Source organism: Ammoniphilus oxalaticus (genome assembly GCF_003609605.1).
Classification (GTDB): domain Bacteria; phylum Bacillota; class Bacilli; order Aneurinibacillales; family RAOX-1; genus Ammoniphilus; species Ammoniphilus oxalaticus.
In genome coordinates this window covers 1-21401 of the sequence record NZ_MCHY01000002.1, presented here as the reverse complement: position 1 = coordinate 21401, position 21401 = coordinate 1, and the positions used below count along the sequence as shown (strand labels likewise).

Below are 21401 nucleotides of genomic sequence, written 5' to 3'. Positions count from 1 at the left end.
AATCCTTATTCCCGTATACGTTATAGGAATCAGCGGAACATCGAACACTTTGAACACAATCATCTTTTTAGGGAGGACGCGAAAATATAAAAATGCTGGAAAGTTCTTTAGAGAAAAGGTTCGTGGGATCGGTAAGGGAAGACGGGGCGCAAGCTTTAAAGTTCACATCGCCAGGGACGGCTGGGATGCCTGATCGGATCGTACTGATACCGGGCGGGAAGATCATCTTTGTCGAACTGAAAAAGCCGAAACAAAAATTACGGCCGTTGCAGCAAAAACGAAAACGAGATTTAGAGAAGATGGGCTTCCAAGTGGAAGTTGTGGATTCCATCGAACGGATCGAGGAGGTATGTCGTGAAATTCGTGCCGCACAGTTATCAGGCGTATGCGATCAACGAAGTGATTGAGAAGCCCGAAATAGGGCTTTTCTTGGACATGGGGCTAGGGAAGACGATCACAACGCTAACAGCCGTTACGGAACTGCTGCATAACTATTTCAGTGTTCACAAGGTTTTGGTGATCGCCCCGAAACGAGTGGCGGAAGATACGTGGTCCCGAGAAACCGAAAAATGGCAGCATACGCGATACTTGAAAATATCGAAAGTGTTAGGTCCTATCAAAACAAGAGAAGCCGCGCTGAAGGAAAAAGCGGATTTATATATTATTAATCGCGAAAACGTCGATTGGTTGGTAAAGCATTACGGAAAGGATTGGCCATTTGACATGGTCGTGATTGACGAACTGAGCAGTTTTAAATCATCGGCATCTAAGCGATTCAAGCAATTACGGAAAGTACGTCCGTTGATCAAGCGGATTGTCGGACTGACTGGAACCCCAGCGCCTAATAGTTTGATCGATCTATGGCCGCAATTGTATCTGTTGGATCGAGGAGAAAGGCTAGGCCCGACAATCACGGGGTACAGAAATCAATATTTCAATCCTGGCCGCCGCGATCCATCGAAATACATCGTTTACAATTGGGTGCCGAAAGATGGCGCGGAAGACGCAATACATGAGCAGATCGGAGATATTTGCATTTCCATGAAAGCCAAGGATCATCTGCAGCTTCCAGAAAGAATAGACAATGTGATCAGCGTCCAGTTGGATCCGAAAGAGCGAGAAATCTATAAACGACTTGAAAGAGACAAGCTCCTTGAATTTGACGAGCAGGATGTTTTAGCAAACAGTGCGGCGGGATTGATGGGAAAGCTTCTTCAACTCGCAAACGGAGAAGTGTATGACGATGAAGGTGATACGGTCCATATTCACGATAAGAAACTGGATGCCTTGGAAGAAGTGATCGAGGAAAGCCAAGGACAGCCGATTCTACTTTTTTACAGCTTCAAGCATGACCGTGATCGGATCTTGAAGCGATTCAAGCAAGCGGAGGAATTAAATTGGGAAGATTCAATAGCCCGATGGAATAAAGGAGAAATCCCTTTGCTTGTCGCCCATCCAGCTTCGGCGGGACACGGTCTTAACTTGCAAGATGGCGGCCATATCATCGTTTGGTTCGGCCTAACGTGGAGCTTGGAATTATATCAACAAGCGAATTCTAGATTAGACCGACAGGGCCAAAAGAACAGCGTGATCGTCCACCATCTGCTTGTTGCGGGTTCAGTGGACGAACAGGTTTTAAATGTGCTGCAAGGAAAAGAACAAAACCAAGACGCCTTGCTGGAAGCGGTCAAGGCACGGATCAGGGAGGCGGGAGGAAAAGCATGATTGAATTTATTCCATCTTACAATGACCTTTGCACAGAGATAGATATGCTAGAGCTGAGAATCGAGGATATGGAACGGGAACGGGATTATTTACGAAAAAGCATGTACGACAACGCGCCGATAAATAACTTAGGTGCAATAGATTACAGTAGAGAAATCGTTCAAAATGGATATGTCCCAATGCCGTTAGATAAGATCACAGATCGAATGAAACGAATTGATCACACATTAGATGATCTACGCCGACTGAAGTCAGGCAAGGAAAAATACAGAAAAGCGATAGAGAAGAAGCTTGATAGCCTGGAGGGACTGGCATACAAAGTAGCATATATGAGGGATCTTAAAAAGATGAGGCTGCGTGAGATAGCCGAGGAACTTGGATATAGTCTTGTTCATATAAAGAGGATTAGCAGCAAGATAAATAAATGATACCAAGATGATACTTTTTATTTGAAAAATTGTGATATAATGATATTAGGCAAACACTGATTAATCACTCCTATATATTCGCGCTGCCGTTGGATCGGGGGCGGTCGCCCACCACGTAGAACGTGACGGGTAAAGCGGCGACGCGATGATATATTGTTGAAATTTGTGTACATTGCCAATTTCATATTCCTTCCAGTAGCTCGCATCTTAAACGGTGCGGGCTATTTTAATGCACAAAAAGAAGGGGCCCAATCCATTGGGTGGGAACGGGCCATATAAATCAGGAAGAGAAAGCCTTATGATTTTACTCCTATTTAAATGTACCATAAATAACCAATTGGTATAAGGGAGACTTATCAACAAAATCTGATGGATAACGACAGATTTGATGCTACGGGTACTAAAGATAAATCTCATATGGTAATGTATACCTATGGAGGGGATAAGGATGAAAAAATTACTTTTTACATTTATGATGTCAGCAATATTACTAGTTGCTTGTGGAGAAACAGAGGAATCGACAACAGATCCAGTAGATGAGGTTGCTAATAATGAGGTAGAAGAAACGACTGTGGAAGAACCTGAGTCGAATGAAGTAGATGGCTCGTGGGATGATCTGAAAGAGATGGATAAGATCGTAGGAAAGAGTGATAAGGATTATTCGGATATCACAAAAAGCAAACCGTCAAATGTAAGAAATGACAATACGGGCAACTGGAGAAAAAGCACCATAGCGGATAGTGTGGATATTGAGGAATACGCGTTATCATACCACGATTTACATATGGAAGAAGACGAGATCCATTTCATTGTTAACTTTAGCCGCAATACAACAACAGTAGTTAATAAATTGAGCGGCCTTTTGTACGTGGATATCAAAGAGTATGTAGACAAGGAAGAACATGATGCAAAAAAACTAGGATCGGGCATGCTGTTAGGGAGTTATGTCATATACCCAGATGGGGATATACAGGAAATAGAAATCAATTAAATGTAGCAAAGGGGCACTCACACAGGTGGGTGTCTTTTTTGTATGTGGGAGGGGCTACCAATCATGATTAGCGTAAAGCCTTTTAAGATATGTAGAAAGATTAATTGCGATAACCTAACCAAAGAAACTTATTGCGACGATCATAAGGACATCAGGCGTCTGAAAGAGCAAGAACGCCAAAGGGCATACGATAGTCAAAGGGACCCCATGCTGATTAAGTTTTACAACAGCGCAGAGTGGAGGAGGTTAAGGCAGCATATATTGTCCGTTTACAATCATCTTTGTGTATCCGATGCCCATGGAGAGTTAGAGCCTGTACCTGCCGACGTGGTAGACCACATTGTTCCCGTTACAGCGGACTGGTCCTTAAGATTGACACCCAGCAACTGTCAGCCACTGTGCCACAGCTGTCATAACAAAAAGACAGCAAGAGATAAAGAGAAATACAAAAACGAATAGACAAAGGGGTAGGGGGTGGTCAGGAATTTTAAGGCAGAGAACGCCTAGACCGCTCCCCCCACCTTTCGTGCAACTTTTTCGCTTTTTAGGGGTGGGGGGGTGTTTAATTTTTAAAAGTGGGTGATTTTATGTGAAACAAAAACTTAGAGTTCCTTCTTGGCTAGATAACATGGCTAAAACTGAATGGAAAAGAGTGCGGGAATTGCTCGACTTAGAGACATTCAATGAGACAGACTTGAAAGCCCTGGAGGCTTATTGTCAAGCGTATGCTAAATGGAAAAGATGCGAAATCATTCTTATGGATAAAGGGTACACATTCACCACCCCGAATGGATACGAACAACAAAGGCCCGAAGTTAGCATATCCAATAATGCTCTAAGTGATATGCAATCCATTTCAAAAGAATTAGGATTTACACCTGCCTCTCGTATTCGGATGGATAAAAACAGGGGCGAAGGATCAAGTGGTGGGTCAAACGGGAAAGTCCACGATCAGGAAATGGAAGATATGATTAGTTAAAGGATTTGAGGGGGATGTCGAATGAGAAACTAAAAGAATTAATAAATAAGGAATACTTAACTGATGAATATTATTTTGACGAAGAGGAAGCCCAGAAGTTTAAAAGGTTTTATAGCAAGCTCTGGTTGCCGGATAATCCAGAGGGAACTTTAGTCGAACTATTGATGTTCCAATTATTGATTGCCATTGAAATACTTGCAATAAAGCGAGTAAGGGATGGGACCAGACGTTTCCGCGAAGTATTTATTACTATGCCTCGAAAAAACGCAAAATCATTTCTGGTCGCATTGATTATGCTCTATATATTTTTTACGGATAAACAACGAGGGCAACAAAATATCATAGTAGCCAACAGTCGGGATCAAGCCGCGAACGTGTTTGAAATGATTAAGTATATGGTTGAAAACAATCCGACTTTAATGAAACACTGTCGAATAGTTGATAGTAGAAGAACGATTTACAGACGAAAAGGCGGCTCTTATATCCGAGTCATGAGTTCAGATGCGGGCAGACTCGACTCATTTAAACCGTATGTAGCACTCGTAGATGAGACCCATGAAGATACGACTCGCGGGGAATCATTTACAAAGCTTCAGACGGGCATGGGGCAATGGGATGAACCTCTTATTTTTTCGGTGACTACCGCATCTGACGGTCAAAATAAACACAATTTAGAATATGAAAAGTATGAATATGCATTAAAAGTTAGAAGCGGCGAGGTAAAAGACGACGCTTTTTATTCTGCCATTTTTAGGGCGGATGATGATTGTGATCTTATGGATCAAGAACAATGGATAAAGTCGAATCCAGGCATTGATCTCTTACCCGGTGGATTTAGGAAATCGGAAGAAATAGAGCGTTTTGCAAGACAGGCGGTCCTCAATCCAGTAAAGGAACCAGAGTTCAGACGATATTATCTGAATCAGCACGTTGTGTTGGTGAGTGAGAGGGCAATCAATCAAGAGTATTGGAAGATGGCTGTAGTCGACGATTTGTCGTTCCTCAAAGGAAAACCTTGTTACGCGGGCTTGGACTTATCAATTAATAAGGACTTTTCAGCGTTCGTAATGGTGTTTCCAATAGAAGATCAATATTATGTTATCCCCTATCTGTTTAAACCAAAAGACACTCTTGCCGAGGATGGTAAAACAGATGATTTTCCGTATGTTACTTATGCGAAGCAAGGGTTCATTGAAGCCACTGAAGGGGATTACGTTAACTATCGACACGTAAGACATAAGATAAATGAGTTGGCTAGGATCTATGATATAAAAGAAATAGCATTCGATATGTTTGCATCATCTGGCATAGCGTCCGATCTGCAAAATGATGGTTTTGTAATGGTCGATCATATACAAGGTTTCGGATTCAGCCCTACAATATCAGATTTTTATGATTTACTGTTCGATAAAAGAATTAAACATAACAATAATCCCGTAATGAATTGGATGTCCGAAAATACATTTGCAGAAGAAAACAGTACAGGTAAACTTCGTTTTGATAAGAGGAAAGGTAAAATTGACGGAATTATTGCCATGCTTATGGGATTGACAAGGGCGATGGCCAATAATAAGAAAAATGAATACGATCCAAATAAAGCTGTCGAGGATTGGGCTGCTAATACTTGAGGTGATCCACATTAAAGTGATTAAAAAAATAACATCTAAGTGTAAAAACCTCATTGGCAATATAATCAATGAAGTTTTTATTTTGTCAGGACTTTCTCTTTGGGTAGCGGCAACATATCAAATTAATTTGATCGCTGCTATGTACCTACTAGGGGTGGTCCTTATTTTATTTGGACTATTCTTAGCCTGGACTCGAAAGGGGTGATTAGTTTGTGAAACTATTTGGAAGAACCATTACAAAAGAGGATATTGATGTTGATAAGTTGATGGAATCAACAGCATTTCAAAACATGTTCGGCGTGGATATGAAGTCACGTGATTTTAAAGAAACGACTCTTTACACGTGCTTAAGAATTTTATCAGATAGCGTAAGTAAGCTTCCTTTAAAAGTGCATAAAGATAACGGCGTTGATGACAGTCATTATTTGAACGATATTTTAAAACTCAGACCAAACAGAATAATGAGTGCATCTACGCTTTGGCGAACAATAGAATACCAGGTTAATTGGTTTGGTTATTCCGTTGTCGCAATCGAAAAAATAAATAACAAAGTCAAGTCACTTATACCGTTAAATATGGAACATGTAACGATGTACATTGATGATGTAGGGTTGCTTGATAACAAAAAGGAACCAATTTATTTTGAGTATAAACAAGCGGGTCACGAGTATCTTTTTCAATACGATGAAGTTCTTTATTTCGTAGGTATGACCGCGGATGGCATTAGCCCAATGCCTCTTAAGGAGCAATTAAAGACGTTGCTTGAAAATGCTGAACAAGCTCATAGATACACTAATTTTTATCTTAAAAACGGCTTACATTCTCGGGGCGTTGTTAAATATGTTGGGGATCTGAGCGAACAGAATCAAAAAGAACTACAAGCAAGGTTTAATCGTGTTTCGGGAGGGATTGAGAAAGCAGGGCAGCTAATGCCTTTACCACTAGGCTTTGACTACCAATCGATTAGCACGAGCCTAAAGGATGCTCAATTTACGGAAATCCAAGAATTAACTGAGAGGCAGATCGCAAGTTCTTTGGGTGTGAAAATGCACCAATTAAACAACTTAGAACGTTCCACACACTCCAATATTGAACATCAACAAAAAGAATTCTACGTCGAAACACTGCAACCAAAGCTTACTGGTTATGAGCAAGAAATAGATTACAAGTTACTCACAAAGAATGAACGCATGAATGGAATGTTCATTCGGTTCAATGTGGATGCTATGTTACGTAGTAGCCTTAAGGAGCGGTATGAAGCATTTAGCTGGGGAGTTCAGGGTGGCTATTTGAAACCGAATGAGGCTAGAGCGAAAGAAAATTTACCTCCTGAGCCTGAAGGGGACAGGCTTTATTTCAATGGAAATATGATCCCTGTTGAAATGGCGGGAAAACAGTATTTGAAAGGTGGTGAGGTAGATGGACAAAACGGAAACAAGGGAATTGATAACGGAGCAGATTGAAATCCGCGAAGATGATGATGGTAATCGCACTATAAGCGGATATGCAGTTAAATGGGAAAAGAAATCACATGTTTTAGGTTACTTTATGAAGTTTCGTGAACAATTTAAAAGGGGTGCGTTCGCTGATTCTCTAGAAAACGGGGATCAGCGTTTTTTATGGTCTCACGATTCCTCAAAAGTCCTTGGTCGTATTAAAAATAACAGTTTGCGCCTTAAGGAAGATGATGTCGGATTGTATTTTGAATTAGATTTACCGAATACAACGCTTGGTAATGACACATATGAATCTATCAAGCGTGGTGATGTGGATGGTGTTTCGTTTGGCTTCCGTAACCCCGATGACCATGTCGAAGAATTTGATGACGATATTCCATTAAGGACGATTAAAAAGGCAGATCTGATAGAAGTCAGCGCTGTTGCATTTCCAGCTTATCCAGATTCAGAGGTAAGCGCCCGAGGATACGACAGAATGAAAGTTTATAAAGAAGAATTAAAAGAATATCAGGAAGAACAAGTTTCGAAAATAAAAACCTTAATTGAATTAGGAGGACTCTAGTAATGAATAGACTACAAGAAATCGAAGCGAGACTAAACGAAATTCGAGGAATGTTGGAGGATGATGAAAAGCGAGGGGACACGACCTTTTCGGATTTAGAAAAAGAAGTTCGTGAATTACAAAAAGAAAAAATGGAAATCGAAGCGCGCCAGAGGATGCATGAAGGCTTGGGGGATCACGAACCCGGAGACGATAACCCAGAAGGTAGCGAACAACGTAAACAAGAAGGACAATCAAATTTCCGCAAGGTAGGAAGCGGCGAAAAGACACCTGAACAGGAAGAGCGCGCGGCCTTTGAAAGTTATCTCGAAACCCGCGACATCGAGACGGACGGATTAAAAACGGACGAAGGGTATGTTATTATCCCAAAAGAAGAGAGCAAGAAGATTATTGAACTTGCGGATGATATTGTAAGCCTTAAGAAATTCGTCACAGTAAAGCCTGTGTCAACTTCAAGCGGCACGCAGCCAGTCCGAACTACGGCGAAAGCAAAATTAAGCACAGTTGAAGAATTGGCAGCCAGCCCAGCAATTGGAGTTACTCCATTCACGGAAGTTGACTACAAGGTCAAAACGAAACGCGGGTATATTCCATATTCCGAAGAATACAAGCAAGATGGACTTAACCTTGTGGCGGATTTAAAACAATTTATCGGCGAGGTTGTTGTTAACACGGAAAACGACGACATTCTAGCCGAATTAAATACAGTCCGGGGAAAAACTGTCAATTCTATTGATGCATTAAAAACATTACTAAACACAGGATTTTCCGCAGGAAAAAAGAATCGCATTAAGATTCTTGCTAGCCAGTCTGTTTTTGATAATCTTGATCGAATCAAAGATAAAAATGGTCGCTACCTCCTTCAGGAATCTGTTACTTCTGAAACTGGATACCGATTGCTTGGTAAAGAGATCGAAGTGCTAGATGATGAATATTTTCCTAACAAAACAACTATGTTCGTTGGGGATTTAAGAGAAATTGTTTATTTTGATCGTTCCCAAGTACGTGTTCAATGGACAAACTATTTACATTTTGGCGAATGCCTAGGTGTGGCGATCAGGAATGATGTTGGGAAAGTTGAGGATGAACATACTAAAGTAAACATTTATAAAGTAACTGTTAATATTCCAACAGAATACGAAGAACCAGAAACAGGTGCATAAGGGACTGGGCTAGTACCCTAGCCCTTTATGTTGTTGAGGTGATCATATGTTAGATAGCATAAAGGCATATTTAAGAATTGACGGGGATCAGGATGACGGATTACTTTCCCTGCTTATCGAATCTGCTAAAGCATATCTACGTAATGCGGGTGTAGATGAGAGCGAGAAGCACTTATATAAGTTAGCCGTCATTATGATTGTTACTCATTGGTATGAAAATAGGGAACAGGTGACAGGATCCACTCCCCGAAACTTACCATTGGGTATTAAGTCAATTATTTTGCAAATGGGATTAGGTGAATAGAATGAGCCTGACGAACCTTAATAACAGAAGAAAAGTCAGATTGAGTGACCTTCGGAATCGAATACAGATTTATGGAGATATCCCATACAAGAATGAACTCGGTGAAAAGTCACGCCGTTTCGGTAGGATTAAAGAAATCTGGGCTTCTGTTGTTACTCAAACGGGGAGGTTGCAAAGGCAACAAGCCGAAACGATGTTAACCCATACGACACATAAGGTTGTCGTCCGTTATTCCGCGGGAAGAGACATTACAAAAGACATGCAACTCCATTTCAATGGAAGAGTAATGGAGATCATTTATATTGATAACCTACATGAGCGAAATGAAACGATAGAAATATTTTGTCGGGAGTTGATGGACTGATGCCTATTGAGTTTGAAGGTCTATCCGAATTTCAAAAAGACCTGCTAGAATTAGCGCAGGAAACCCTCCCGCGTGAAACTAACAGGATTATGGGGAGAATTGGCACGAGGGCGACCACCCATGTACGCAGAGAAGCCCGAGCGAAGGTCGGAAAAAACGGAAGGGGACCAACCGGTAATTACTATAAACGAATTAAGCGCGGCCGTGTGTTTAAGGATAAGGAGGGTAAGATCGTTACCCGTGTGATTAACTCAGCACCCCATGCCCACCTTATAGAGTATGGCCATAAACAAGTCACGAAAGATGGTAGAGAGGTTGGATTTGTACCGGGCAAGCACGTCATGTCCAATGGCGCTAAAAACTTCGACAATAGCGGTGATTTTGAAAAGATGTTGTCTGATTGGTTGGACGAGATGCTAGATAGCAAGGGATTGTAACGATGATTACACTGAGGGATATACGAATAGCGATCAATCGACAGCTTGCAAAGACAGGCATTGAAATAAATAGTGGTGATATAGAAGAAGGCTTTAAGCGGCCTTCTTTTTTTGTGCAATTAGATAACGTGAACCGTTCAGGTGATGAAAGCCAAGTACAAAGGTCATTAACCGTTAGAATTTATTACTTTCCGAAAGATCGATACGAGTACGCCATTGAAGTACTGGATATGCAAGAAAAACTTGAAGATATATTTGACCTCAAGTTACGGATCAAGGATCGCTATATTAACGTGGATGAATATATTAGTCTCGTAAATGATGGTGTGCTCAACGTGAGTTTTGATATTGAGTTTTACGATGGTCGAGATATAGAATGGGCCGCCGACAAGGAGAAAGAATTTATTGATGAACATCCAATAGAAAAAATGGAAGAATTAGATTTTGAAAAGGAGTGATTAAGATTGGGCTTACCACAAATCAACATCGAGTTTAAGGGTCGAGCCGTTACTGCGGTTCGGCGAAGTCAACTAGGCATCGTCGCCCTCATCTTAAAAGATGATACACAGGAAAAAGACACGATTGTATATAGAAGCATAGAAGAAGTCGAGCCAGAAGAATGGTCTGAGAAATGTTATGACTACATCGAAAAGGCATTTAGAGGAACGCCCAGTAGGGTGATCGTTGAGCGATTGCCAGAGGATGCAGATAACTATAACGAAGCTCTAAAACGCTTGAATAGTAAGCGGTGGAATTACCTTGCCATTCCTCAGATTGGACAAGTAGACACTGAGATTATCGCAAGTTGGATTAAATCTAAGCACGATAATGATAAGCGAACGTTTAAAGTAGTCTTGCCAAATGTCAAAGGAGACCATGAATGCATCCTCAATTTCACCGCTGAAGAGATCGTTGCTGAGGGTAAAGAATATACGACAGCAGAGTATACGGCGCGTGTGGCAGGGGCGGTTGCAGGGTTGCCATTTACGCGTTCGATTACTTATTACGAGTTTCCCGAAATTGAATCGATTAAAGAAGTTGAGGATCCTGACGCGGCTATTGATGCAGGTGAATTGATCTTAATTAACGATGGTGAAAACATTAAAATCGGACGCGGGGTTAACAGCCTGACAACTACATCGACTGAGAAAACAGAAGATTTTAAATCTATCCGTGTTATTGAGGTAATGCATATGATCAAAGATGATATTCGCGAAACGTTCGACAAGCATTATGTTGGTAAGGTTAATAACATCTATGATAATCAGGTGTTATTCATCACATCGGTTAATGCTTACTTTGCGGGGTTGGGTGATGATGAAATCCTAGATCCTAACGAGGATAACAGAGCGGATGTAGATGTCCGCAAACAGCGTCTGGCGTGGGAAGAAATCGGTACAGATACATCTGATTGGGATGATCAGGAAGTAAAGAATAGATCGTTTAGACGGAATGTGTATCTGGCTGGAAGAATTAAAATCGTTGATGCAATGGAAGATTTAGATTTCAATATCGCGGTTTAAAAGGAGTGATAACGCATGTCAAAGTTACCTGCTAATAAGCAGATTAACGGCACATTTGGCGCGGTGTGGGTAAATAATGAAAAATGGTTAGATGTTGAATCTTTTGAGGCGAAAGTAAATCCAGAATATGAAGATGTGAATATGGCCGAGGATTTAGCTACTCATAAAAAGTTAATTGGTTGGAACGGTGAGGGCAGCATGACGGTAAAGAAGGTATACAGCCGAGGCGCTGCCCTTTTAGCTAATGCTGTCAAAACTGGAGTGCTGCCAGAAATCAATATTGTGGGTAAGCTGGCTGATCCCGATGCCTTCGGAGCGGAGCGAGTGGCTATCAAAGGCGTAACGTTTAACGAGTTCACACTTTTGAAATTTGAACAAAAGACAAGGATGACCGAGGAGTTATCATATAACTTTAGCGATTATGACATGATTGAGTCAATTTCATAATAAAAGGAGATGTAATTAAATGAACAAAAACATTGAAAAGTTAACGGTTGCAGATTTAATTAAAGATAAGGAAAAGTACCAAGTCAAAGATGACGTTACAAGAGAGTTGTTTATTCCAAGATTAGGCGCAAGCATCACTATCAGAAAACCAGAACGATCTTTGTGCATCGAATCTATACAGATGGGTAATGGTGATGACCGCGATGGTGATGTGTTTTTAGCCTATAGCACAATCGCGGAACCGAACCTGAAGGATCCCGAGCTTCAAAAAGCATACAAATGTGTTGAGCCAACAGATATTGTTTTGAAAATTTTCGAACCAGGTGAAATTCCTAAGATAGCACAACTCGCCCTAGATTTGGCTGGATATGGTGAACAGATTAAGGTGGTTGAAGACTTAAAAAACTAATTAAAAGTGATGATGATTTTTACTTTCTTCATCACTATATACACAAAGGACATACGGTGGAAAGTTTATTAAATCTTCCCCTTGCAGATAAGTTATTAATGCGAGCTAGTATGTCCTTATATTTTGAGGAAGCGGCTAAGTGGACATCCACCTAGCCTTTTTCCTTTTAAGTGAAAGACGGTGAGATGATTCATGGCAAGAGGTCGTGTTATATCGGCGGTTCTCACGCTAAAAGATAAAGACTTCGCGACTAACGCACAAAAAGCCACCTCCGCCACTAAAGATTTAGACAGAAAGGTAAAACACACAGGAAATAGCATTAAAAAGTTTGGCAAATCGGCGACAGGGAACTTTAAAAATATAGCTCTAGGAGCTGCTGGGTTGGCCGCCGGATTTGTTGCTGTAAGAGGCGTGAGTGATTTATTCGGATCATCCTTGCAGGCCTTTGGTGATTTTGAGCAAGGTATGGCGAACGTTAAAGCTGTATCAGGTGTTGCGGGTGAAGAGTTCCAGGCGCTAAGTGACAAGGCTAGAGAGATGGGGCGCGCTACATCTAAGACTGCCTCGGAAGCGGCAGATGGATTACAGTACTTAGCTTTGGCAGGATGGGACACAGAACAAATGCTTACTGGAATTGAACCCGTCCTCCGTCTGTCCGAAGCGGGCGCGTTAGATTTAGGTCGCGCATCTGACTTGGCAACAGATAGTATGGCGGCCATGGGAATCGGGGTTGATGGCCTTGATAATTACTTGGATAAGGTGGCTCAAACAGCTAGGCGGTCAAACACCGATATTGATGAATTTATGGAAGGTATGGTTGTTGCAGGCGGTACGTTTTCTCGATTTAACACCCCGCTAGAAGAATCTAACGCCTTGATGGGTATTCTCGCAAACCGAGGTACTAAGGGAAGTGAAGCAGGAACAGCGATGAACGCGATCATGACCCGACTAGCATCCACAACAGGGCCAGCGGCGAAGGCGTTAGGAGATATAGGAGTTTCAGCTTATGATGCAGAGGGAAATTTTAGAGGATTAGAGGTGGTCCTTAAGGAAACGGCTGATAAGCTGGGTGGGATGACAGACAAACAAAGAGAGCATTACCAAAACATGATTTCGGGATTAGATCACGGTAAATCCTTTGATAAATTAATCAAAGGATTAGGTGATGAATACGACAGCCTGAAGACAGAAATTCAAGGTGCAGATGGCGCTCTTATGGATATGGCCAATACACAACTGGATACATTCCAGGGATCCATGACACTCATGGGTTCAGCGATAGACGATGTAAAAATAACCATCGGAAAAGGGCTGGCTCCTGTTATTCGTTCGCTAGCGGATAATATCACAGATAATATGCCAGCTATACAAGCCACAGTTGAAAGTGCTATCGGCACAGCCACAGAAAAAATGAAAGATATGAAGAAGGAGTGGCAGGACGGAACTGGTGTTATGGGGTTGGTTAAAACAGCGGTAGAAGGCGTCACTGGTGCTGTTGGGTGGATTAAGGATAATTCCGATTTAGTCATATCTGCTACAGCTGGCATCATAACGGCTTTGACAGGATTCAAGATTGTGTCAGGTATTTCCTCGGCGATCAGCACTTTTAATATATTGATAGCGGCCATGAGGGCGGGAACCGTAGCACAAACACTTGCACAGCTTGGTCTAAATACAGCCATGCTAGCCAACCCATTAACGTGGGTTGCTGTCGGAATTGGTATAGTAGTCGCTGCTGGCGTTGCTTTGTATAAAAATTGGGACACTGTAAGAGAAAAAGCTGGCGAACTATGGGATAAAACCAAAGAGGTGTTTGGTGGCATCTATGATTGGGGAGTTGAAAAGATACAACCCGTGATCAGCTTCTTCCAAGGTCTTTCTGATAGATTCAATGATTTCAAATCCACAATAACTAGCTTCCAACCACCTGAATGGGTGATGAAAATAGGCGGAGCTATTGCTACGGGCGCAAGTAAAGTTAGAAACTTTATTAGTGGTTCCCACGCCAGTGGTCTTGATCGGGTGCCATACGATGGGTATATTGCAGAGTTGCACAAAAACGAAATGGTTGTGCCTGCGACACAGGCGACCAACCTACGTAAACAAGGTGTGACAATCAACAACGTCGATAGGCAAGCACCTGTGAGACAGGTTACCAATGTAACGAATACGTCAAACACAAACAATAGCGGGCTTGCGGATCAATTGGCGCAATTAATCCAAGTAATTAATAATATGCCGAAAGGCGATGTATACGTCACGATTGACGGATATAACAAATCGGTTACAGAGATCGTAAATGAGCTAGTACCACTACTTAAAATGAGAAGGGCAAATCTGTAGGAGGTTGGGAGAATGGATATTTTTTTATCAATAAATAACCGTGAGCAAGTCATCCAACTTCCCGTTGTGCCATCCGAGTTTAGGATTCCAAATCCACAAAATCACGAGACTTTTACAACGATTAATCAAGGTGACATTAGGCTGATCGGCAAGAGAGGTCTGCAAACAATTACAATTGATAGCTTTTTCCCTTCAAAGGACTATCCCTTTCTGCGCAGTCGCCAATATTGGGGTTGGGAGTACGTAGACATCATACAGTCTTGGATTGATCGCGAAGTACCAATAAGGCTAATCATCACTAACACACCGATTAACATGGCTGTGACGATTGATGATTTTGAATATGGACCAAGAGATGGATCGGGCGATGTGTATTATACGCTGCCGTTGACTGAGTTTAAATTTATTGAATTGAAAAGCAGGGGTGTTTAGTATGGCTCATAAATTGTGGCTTGTTAAACCCGACAAAATGATTGATATTACACCATTGATCGGTACGCTAAGCTGGCGTGGCAACGTGAATGAATTAGGCGAGGAAATAAGCTTTGATGTTGCTTTTAATGATGCTAGGTACTTTCCTAAGAATCCTTGTGATTTAGGCGATGTTGTCATTTTGGAAGGCAAAGACGGTGTTGAAATCACTAGAGCAGTCATTATAAATGAGACGAGGAATGGTAGAAATCCTATATCCTATAACGCCTTTGACTATGCTTTTTATCTAAATAAATCGAAGAAGTTTTATCAGTTTGAGAAGATGCAAGCGGATCAAGCGATTAGAAAGATTGTGTCTGATGCGGGTGTGCCTATTGGTAGTATAGTAAGTATCCCAATCCCTATTACCAAGATATACGAGAGAGACGAGAGATCAAGCACCATTAAGGACATCTTAGAGATTGCTACTAAATCCAACGGAATAAAATATCGCCATGAGATGAGGCAAGGGAAGTTTTACCTTGAGCCTCAGGGACAAACAATCGTAAATCCTAAGTTTAAATTTGTATGGGGAGAGATTGACGCAACATTAGCGATTAGTGAGCCAAGCAGGACACGTAGCATAGAGGATATGAAAAACAGCATTGAGGTTGTCGTTGATGGCAAGGTCGTTGCCCAGGTGAAAGATGATAATTTGATTAAGCGATTCGGACTGTTACAAGAGGTCAATCAGGTATCGAGCGATGAAGAAAAAAAGAAACCAAAGCAAATAGCACAAAACTTACTAAAAGATTTGGGGAAAGTATTTGAAACCGCCTCTATAATCTTGCCAGGTGATGATAGCGTACGGGCAGGGAGATTGATCGAACTTGACGAACCAGTAACAGGTTTAAAGGGTCAATATTTAATAGATGACGTTACTCACACAATCACTAGTGGCATCCATACTATGCAACTGTCATTGGAGGTGAGGTGATGCCTGGATTAACAGAAATGGCGTTGATGTTTGAAGAATTAGACAAAGAACCATACGCAGGCCCGCAGATTGGAATCGTGGAAAGTCCCCCACCTGAAATTGTTGTTATAGCAGGGCCAAGGATTCTATGGAAAGATCAACTAATCATAGCGGCCCATGTGTTAGATGGATATAAGCGGGACTTGGAACTAACGAGCGTTACGATCGACAACCAAAACACGGATGAGGGAGATATTACATTACGAGATCCGCCGTTGCCAACAAACCCTGCAACCACAACATCTTATAGCATTATGGACTTGGATATAGCTCAAAGCTCAGCAAGTAAGATAAGTGGTCGAATGGAGTACGTGGATACGTTAAAAAAGGGTGATGAGGTTATCTTAATCCCCTCACAGGATAATCAAACGTACTTTTTAGTTGATAAGGCGGTGAGGTTATGAGCGTGCTGCCAGAGATTGCACAATTGGAATTTGAGACACAGGACTTACCTAATGAGTTAGAACCAATGGGTAAGTCTTTTTTATTTGATTTTACCAAAGGTGAGTTTGTCTTACGTAATGGAAAGATGGTTGAAGTGGAGGGATTAGATGCTCTCAAAGTGTGGATTGAGAAATGCATGAGGACGGAGCGTTATCGCTTCAGGGTTTATGAGGGCGTTGAATATGGTGTCACGCTAGAGGATTTAATCGGTTCTAATCTACCTCGCGCTTTTGTGGAAGCAGAGATAAAACGAGAAGTGACTGAATCACTGATCCAGCATCCGTATATTGATGATATACAGGATTGGCGATTTGAGCGTGATGGAAAGTGGATGCGTGTGCAATTCCGTGTAATTACTCCTGATGGAGCGTTTGAACAGGAGGTTGGGTATGGTGCATGAGGATAAAACAACAGCAAACATTCACAAAGAGATGTTGAGCGAAATCCCAAATAAATACGATAAAACAGTTGGTTTTTTTATATTCGACGCTACCCGACCAGTTTCTCATCAGCTCGAAAAGGCATACGAGCGTATACAGGCGGCAACAAGATTACTAAATGCCGCAAACCTGCGCGGAAAAGACTTGGACAGATTTGTAAACCAACGGACGGGCCAGACCCGCCTACCAGCTACATATGCGATTGGGAACGTGGAAGTAGTAGGAGATGTCGTTCTAGAAGAAGGGGTCATCATCCAAACTCCGACTGGCATTCAGTTTGAGGTCATGGAGAAAAAAGTAATTCAGGAGAGAGGGACCGTTCCTATTCGATCGATCTTGCCAGGAACCATAGGGAATGTTCCTTCTGAACAAATCATAGACACGCCTCTTTCGATACCTGGTTTGCAATCTGTAATTAATCACGAACCGACCGCGGGGGGCTACGAAGAAGAGTCAGATGAGGAATTCTGGTTGCGATATGACGAACGAATCAAAAACCCTGCAACAAGCGGAAATAAAGCCCATTATGAAATGTGGGCTAAAGAGGTGCCTGGCGTTGGAGGTGCGGAAGCATATGAACGATGGGATGGGCCAGGTACAGTAAAAGTTGTCATCGTTAATGCCAACATGCGAGCTGCTGAAAGTGAGTTGGTAAACTCCACTTATGAACACATCGAAAGTAAACGACCAATATGTGTTGAGGTCACCGTAGTATCTGTAGCTGAGAAAACAATTGATGTAAACGCAAATGTTAATATCGCAAAAGGATTTTCGCTACAAGGTGTGCGCGATCGGTTTGTTGGTTCGTTAAATGAATACTTTAAAGAAATAGCATTTAAAGAAGTATATGTCAGTTACGCAAAAATAGGGTCTATTTTATTAGCTACGCAAGGGGTCCTTGATTACACAGATTTACACGTTAATGGATCGATGGCAAACGTTCCTCTTACTGATGAGGAAGTGCCTGTTTTAGGTAGTGTGCTATTGGAGGTGTAAAATTGTACCCTGAACAGATCGATCAATTTGTTGATCTCCTAAATAAAAAACAAGCTGGTGGCGTATACGTCATCGAAGAAGAACTTCATATGGTTAACGGGGTTTACGAAGGTTTTTTGGAACACGATAACGTAAGTTACGAAAGTATTTCGTTTTTTACTGGACCGAAGCTAACGGGCTCTAAAATTGAAAACTTCATTATTTCTACACCATCGGAAACCCCTTGGAAACGGCATATAAAAGTATTCTCGGACGCGGATGTCGTTTATGCAACTTACGAAACTACCGGCGATCAGGTGGAAGCGGAAGACATTAACCGTTTGCAAGATAGTATGACCGCCACGCAAGAGGAAGTAGATCGGTATAAGTCGGAGAATGATCAGGTTGTTGACGAAATAGATATACGACTAACCGACGTCGAGGATACTAAGGCTGAAAAGACGTATGTAGATACGGAATTGAATAAGAAATACGACAAAGATCAGGTATACACGAAAGAAGAAGTGTTGCAAAAGATAGAGGACATCATCGACGCTGCTCCAGAAGCGTTGGATACTCTTGGGAAGATAGCTAGGGCATTGGATGAGGACCCAGACTTTGCCGCGACTGTGACTAATTCCTTGGCTGAAAAAGTTGATAAGGTTGCTGGCAAAGGATTAAGTACCGAGGACTTTACGACAGCGGAAAAAGGAAAACTTGCGGGAGTGGAGGCAGGGGCGAACAAGTACACCCACCCTACTACTCATCCCGCGAGCATAATAGTTGAAACATCGGATAAAGGATTCGTAAGCGACGTTGAGAAGGCGTTATGGAACGCAAAAGAAACGCCGTCAGGAGCACAGTCAAAAGCGGATACAGCAGAGCAGAACGCTATTGAATGGGCGAAGAGCTTTGGTATAGGGACTGTTATTAACAACACCGTATCCGACGGAAACACCCTAGTAGAGTCTGGGTTATATAGGACGGAGGCATCGACTGAGGGGTTGCCCGCTGAAGCTGATTCCGCAGGCACTATTCTTCATATTGGTAGACGATCAACAGCAACCGTCACAATGGGGAACCAGATATACTTTCCAAGGAACTCAATAAGGATTTTTGTGAGAACCTCAAACAATATACTCGTGACAGGCGGGGGCTGGACGTCGTGGAAAGAATTCGAAACAACCGATGGCGCCCAAACTAAGGCAAATACGGCTGAAACCAACGCCAAATCATATGCAGACAGTATCAAGCCAACGAAAGTAAGCGAACTAAGTAATGATAAAAATTACGTGACGCAATCCGAGCTTGGTAATGCGGGTTATGGCGACATGACCAAAGCTGTCTATGACAAAAACAATAACGGAAAAGTAGATGCCGCTGAAACCGCGGATAGCGTTCCATGGACAGGGGTGACGGGTAAACCGAGTACGTTTCCGCCGTCTGGCCATCCGCACACAATTGGAAATATTACGGGATTGCAAGCCGAATTGGATTCTAAAGAAACGCCAGCGGGGGCACAGGCTAAGATTGACGCTATTGAAATAGGTAGTAGGAATTATTTTAGGCGGAATTTAGTTTCGCAAATCGCTTTCACGTCACAAGGATTGGTAGTAACTAATAACAGGAATTACGTTGGTTATTACATGCGGGTTAACGAGGGGGAGATTTATTCAATTTCTAGGAAGACTCTTGAAAATAATAGATTTAGAGTTGGATTCACGGAAGTAGAACCCGCCCATAATGTTCCTTATTTTGGAGAGATCGATCGCGATAATTTTTATAAAATTGAAAGTATTACTGTCCCTGCTGGTGCTAATTTTTTAGCTGTATATTTATCAAATGAGGGCGGCTCAATTTCAGAAGTGATGATAGAAAAAGGACACAAAGCCTCTGATTGGACTCCCGCGCCCGAGGACATGATGCCTGCTGGCCCTATCACTTGGAATCAGCTAAAGGGGGTGTAGCCGATGAGTTACGGAACAGGTCAGTACGGAACATTTTTATACAGCGGACAACCTGGCGCTACCTCCGATGATATTCAAGGTTATCGCCCTGATTTGATGTCGTACCTGCCGCGATATTATATAAAAAGCAATATCATGAGAGCGATCCAAAACGCCAATGAAGAACAACTCGAAAAACTTAACTATGCTATTGATGATTTGCGCCGTCAAATGTTTGTCGATACAGCTACGTGGGGTCTTGATCTATGGGAGATGGAGTATGGAATATCTACTGATCGATCTAGATCATACGAGCGTCGCCGAGAAGTGATCAAGGCTAAAATGCGCGGTGCGGGTACGACTACAAAAGAGATGGTGAAGAGTGTTGCGGCGGCATTCTCAGGCGGAGAAGTTGATGTTCATGAGCATCCAAGAGAATACCGTTTTGAGATCCAATTTATCGGCGTGAGGGGGATCCCACCTAACATGAGTGGCTTAATTGACGCCATCGACAATATCAAGCCTGCTCACCTAGCGTACAGCTTTAAGTATACGTACACATGGTGGGATAAAATATCGGAACTTACGTGGGGCGATGCACAGACAATGACATGGAATGATTTACGAGTTTATGAGTAAGGGGGATGAAGTGTGTTAAAAACATCGAACTTAAATTTGAACAAGCCAGAAGGAACGGACACGGTTAATATCGATGATTTAAACCAAAACGCCGATATTATTGACAGTAAGTTCGCTGGATCAGCGGGCCATAAGCACACGGGAGCGGCAGGAGATGGGGCGCCTATTCCTATTGCGGGCATTGATGCTGCGGCGAAGACAACAGCGGGAGGCGCACAAGCGAATCGATTGGCTGTCACTAATTCGAGTGGTCGCGTAGGGGATGCGGAAAAGGTAGGCGGACAGACATTAGCACAGGTGCGAAGTGGCGTCACGAAATCGGATGTTGGATTAGGCAACGTGATAAACTATGGTGTCGCTACTCAATTAGAAGCGGAGGCGGGCCTATCTAGCACGAAATATATGACGCCGCAACGGACGAGACAGGCAATCGATACTTTTGCTCCCGTAAAAAGCGTAGCCGGTAAGACTGGGGATGTTAGCTTAACGAAAAATGATGTCGGGCTGCCGAATGTAGATAATGTTAAGCAAGCTACAAAGGTTGAGCACGACCAATTGAACCAGACTGTTGCTACGCATTTGGCGGAAGATGCGTCACTAACAAAAAAAGGACATGTACAGCTAAACAACACAGTGACGAGTACATCGACCGCGCAGGCCGCAACAGCAAATGCAGTAAAGCAAGCGTATGATAAAGCAGTTGCTTCGGAGAATTCCGCTAATGGAAAAGCGCCGCTGAAACATACTCAT

General features: G+C 42.3%; 26 protein-coding genes. All 26 read left to right on the top strand.

Annotated features, from left to right (window positions below; all coding sequences use genetic code 11):
• Positions 1–122 precede the first annotated feature (122 nt).
• Entirely contained in the window at positions 123–407 is a 285-nt protein-coding gene (locus BEP19_RS00870; protein ID WP_342767380.1) for a VRR-NUC domain-containing protein, read from the top strand.
• Positions 355–1725 carry an SNF2-related protein gene (locus tag BEP19_RS00865; protein WP_120187977.1) on the top strand — a complete coding sequence of 457 codons (1371 nt, stop codon included), beginning with the start codon at positions 355–357 and terminating at the stop codon, positions 1723–1725. Before BEP19_RS00870 ends, BEP19_RS00865 begins: the two co-directional genes overlap by 53 nt.
• Positions 1722–2153: a hypothetical protein gene (locus tag BEP19_RS00860; protein ID WP_120187976.1), complete on the top strand. Its 432-nt coding sequence runs from the start codon at positions 1722–1724 to the stop codon at positions 2151–2153. Before BEP19_RS00865 ends, BEP19_RS00860 begins: the two co-directional genes overlap by 4 nt.
• Before the next feature lie 448 nt (positions 2154–2601).
• Positions 2602–3144, top strand: coding sequence for a hypothetical protein (locus tag BEP19_RS00855; protein ID WP_120187975.1), 543 nt, complete (start codon positions 2602–2604; stop codon positions 3142–3144).
• A gap of 42 nt (positions 3145–3186) precedes the next feature.
• The gene (locus tag BEP19_RS18205) at positions 3187–3603 is read left to right on the top strand and encodes an HNH endonuclease (RefSeq protein WP_342767379.1); all 417 of its coding nucleotides are present in this window, start codon (positions 3187–3189) and stop codon (positions 3601–3603) included.
• Positions 3604–3733: 130 nt separating this feature from the next.
• Entirely contained in the window at positions 3734–4123 is a 390-nt protein-coding gene (locus BEP19_RS00845) for a phage terminase small subunit P27 family (protein WP_120187974.1), read from the top strand.
• Between the two features lie 14 nt (positions 4124–4137).
• On the top strand, positions 4138–5751 hold the full coding sequence (locus tag BEP19_RS00840; RefSeq protein ID WP_120187973.1) for a terminase large subunit: 1614 nt from the start codon (positions 4138–4140) through the stop codon (positions 5749–5751).
• 212 nt (positions 5752–5963) lie between these two features.
• A complete protein-coding gene (locus BEP19_RS00830; RefSeq protein ID WP_120187971.1) occupies positions 5964–7214 on the top strand; it encodes a phage portal protein in 1251 nt (416 codons plus the stop codon).
• Positions 7171–7770, top strand: coding sequence for an HK97 family phage prohead protease (locus BEP19_RS00825; protein WP_120187970.1), 600 nt, complete (start codon positions 7171–7173; stop codon positions 7768–7770). The genes BEP19_RS00830 and BEP19_RS00825 overlap by 44 nt, the downstream gene beginning before the upstream one ends.
• Before the next feature lie 2 nt (positions 7771–7772).
• The gene (locus BEP19_RS00820) at positions 7773–8933 is read left to right on the top strand and encodes a phage major capsid protein (protein ID WP_120187969.1); all 1161 of its coding nucleotides are present in this window, start codon (positions 7773–7775) and stop codon (positions 8931–8933) included.
• A 46-nt stretch (positions 8934–8979) separates the two neighbouring features.
• Positions 8980–9237: a head-tail connector protein gene (locus BEP19_RS00815; RefSeq protein WP_120187968.1), complete on the top strand. Its 258-nt coding sequence runs from the start codon at positions 8980–8982 to the stop codon at positions 9235–9237.
• A gap of 1 nt (position 9238) precedes the next feature.
• The gene (locus tag BEP19_RS00810) at positions 9239–9601 is read left to right on the top strand and encodes a phage head closure protein (RefSeq protein ID WP_120187967.1); all 363 of its coding nucleotides are present in this window, start codon (positions 9239–9241) and stop codon (positions 9599–9601) included.
• Positions 9601–10038, top strand: coding sequence for an HK97 gp10 family phage protein (locus tag BEP19_RS00805; RefSeq protein WP_120187966.1), 438 nt, complete (start codon positions 9601–9603; stop codon positions 10036–10038). The genes BEP19_RS00810 and BEP19_RS00805 overlap by 1 nt, the downstream gene beginning before the upstream one ends.
• 2 nt (positions 10039–10040) lie before the next feature.
• Positions 10041–10496, top strand: coding sequence for a phage tail terminator family protein (locus BEP19_RS00800; protein WP_120187965.1), 456 nt, complete (start codon positions 10041–10043; stop codon positions 10494–10496).
• Between the two features lie 6 nt (positions 10497–10502).
• Positions 10503–11561 carry a phage tail sheath C-terminal domain-containing protein gene (locus BEP19_RS00795; protein ID WP_120187964.1) on the top strand — a complete coding sequence of 353 codons (1059 nt, stop codon included), beginning with the start codon at positions 10503–10505 and terminating at the stop codon, positions 11559–11561.
• Positions 11562–11576: 15 nt separating this feature from the next.
• Positions 11577–12008, top strand: coding sequence for a phage tail tube protein (locus tag BEP19_RS00790; protein ID WP_120187963.1), 432 nt, complete (start codon positions 11577–11579; stop codon positions 12006–12008).
• Positions 12009–12027: 19 nt separating this feature from the next.
• Entirely contained in the window at positions 12028–12417 is a 390-nt protein-coding gene (locus BEP19_RS17820; RefSeq protein WP_211329287.1) for a phage tail assembly chaperone, read from the top strand.
• A gap of 192 nt (positions 12418–12609) precedes the next feature.
• Positions 12610–14760 carry a phage tail tape measure protein gene (locus tag BEP19_RS00780; protein ID WP_120187962.1) on the top strand — a complete coding sequence of 717 codons (2151 nt, stop codon included), beginning with the start codon at positions 12610–12612 and terminating at the stop codon, positions 14758–14760.
• Between the two features lie 12 nt (positions 14761–14772).
• Positions 14773–15192 (top strand): hypothetical protein, encoded by a 420-nt coding sequence (locus BEP19_RS00775; RefSeq protein ID WP_120187961.1) that lies wholly within the window; start codon positions 14773–14775, stop codon positions 15190–15192.
• 1 nt (position 15193) lies between these two features.
• Complete coding sequence (locus BEP19_RS00770; protein ID WP_120187960.1) at positions 15194–16168, top strand: XkdQ/YqbQ family protein; 975 nt, start codon at positions 15194–15196, stop codon at positions 16166–16168.
• A complete protein-coding gene (locus tag BEP19_RS00765) occupies positions 16168–16611 on the top strand; it encodes a DUF2577 domain-containing protein (RefSeq protein ID WP_120187959.1) in 444 nt (147 codons plus the stop codon). Before BEP19_RS00770 ends, BEP19_RS00765 begins: the two co-directional genes overlap by 1 nt.
• Positions 16608–17051: a DUF2634 domain-containing protein gene (locus BEP19_RS00760; protein WP_120187958.1), complete on the top strand. Its 444-nt coding sequence runs from the start codon at positions 16608–16610 to the stop codon at positions 17049–17051. The genes BEP19_RS00765 and BEP19_RS00760 overlap by 4 nt, the downstream gene beginning before the upstream one ends.
• Positions 17041–18087, top strand: coding sequence for a baseplate J/gp47 family protein (locus tag BEP19_RS00755; RefSeq protein ID WP_170145203.1), 1047 nt, complete (start codon positions 17041–17043; stop codon positions 18085–18087). Before BEP19_RS00760 ends, BEP19_RS00755 begins: the two co-directional genes overlap by 11 nt.
• Before the next feature lie 2 nt (positions 18088–18089).
• Positions 18090–20033 carry a pyocin knob domain-containing protein gene (locus BEP19_RS17815; RefSeq protein ID WP_211329286.1) on the top strand — a complete coding sequence of 648 codons (1944 nt, stop codon included), beginning with the start codon at positions 18090–18092 and terminating at the stop codon, positions 20031–20033.
• A gap of 3 nt (positions 20034–20036) precedes the next feature.
• The gene (locus BEP19_RS00740; protein WP_120187956.1) at positions 20037–20651 is read left to right on the top strand and encodes a putative phage tail protein; all 615 of its coding nucleotides are present in this window, start codon (positions 20037–20039) and stop codon (positions 20649–20651) included.
• Between the two features lie 12 nt (positions 20652–20663).
• The coding region (locus BEP19_RS17885) for a phage tail protein (RefSeq protein WP_245983207.1) at positions 20664–21401 on the top strand (738 nt) is incomplete at its 3' end.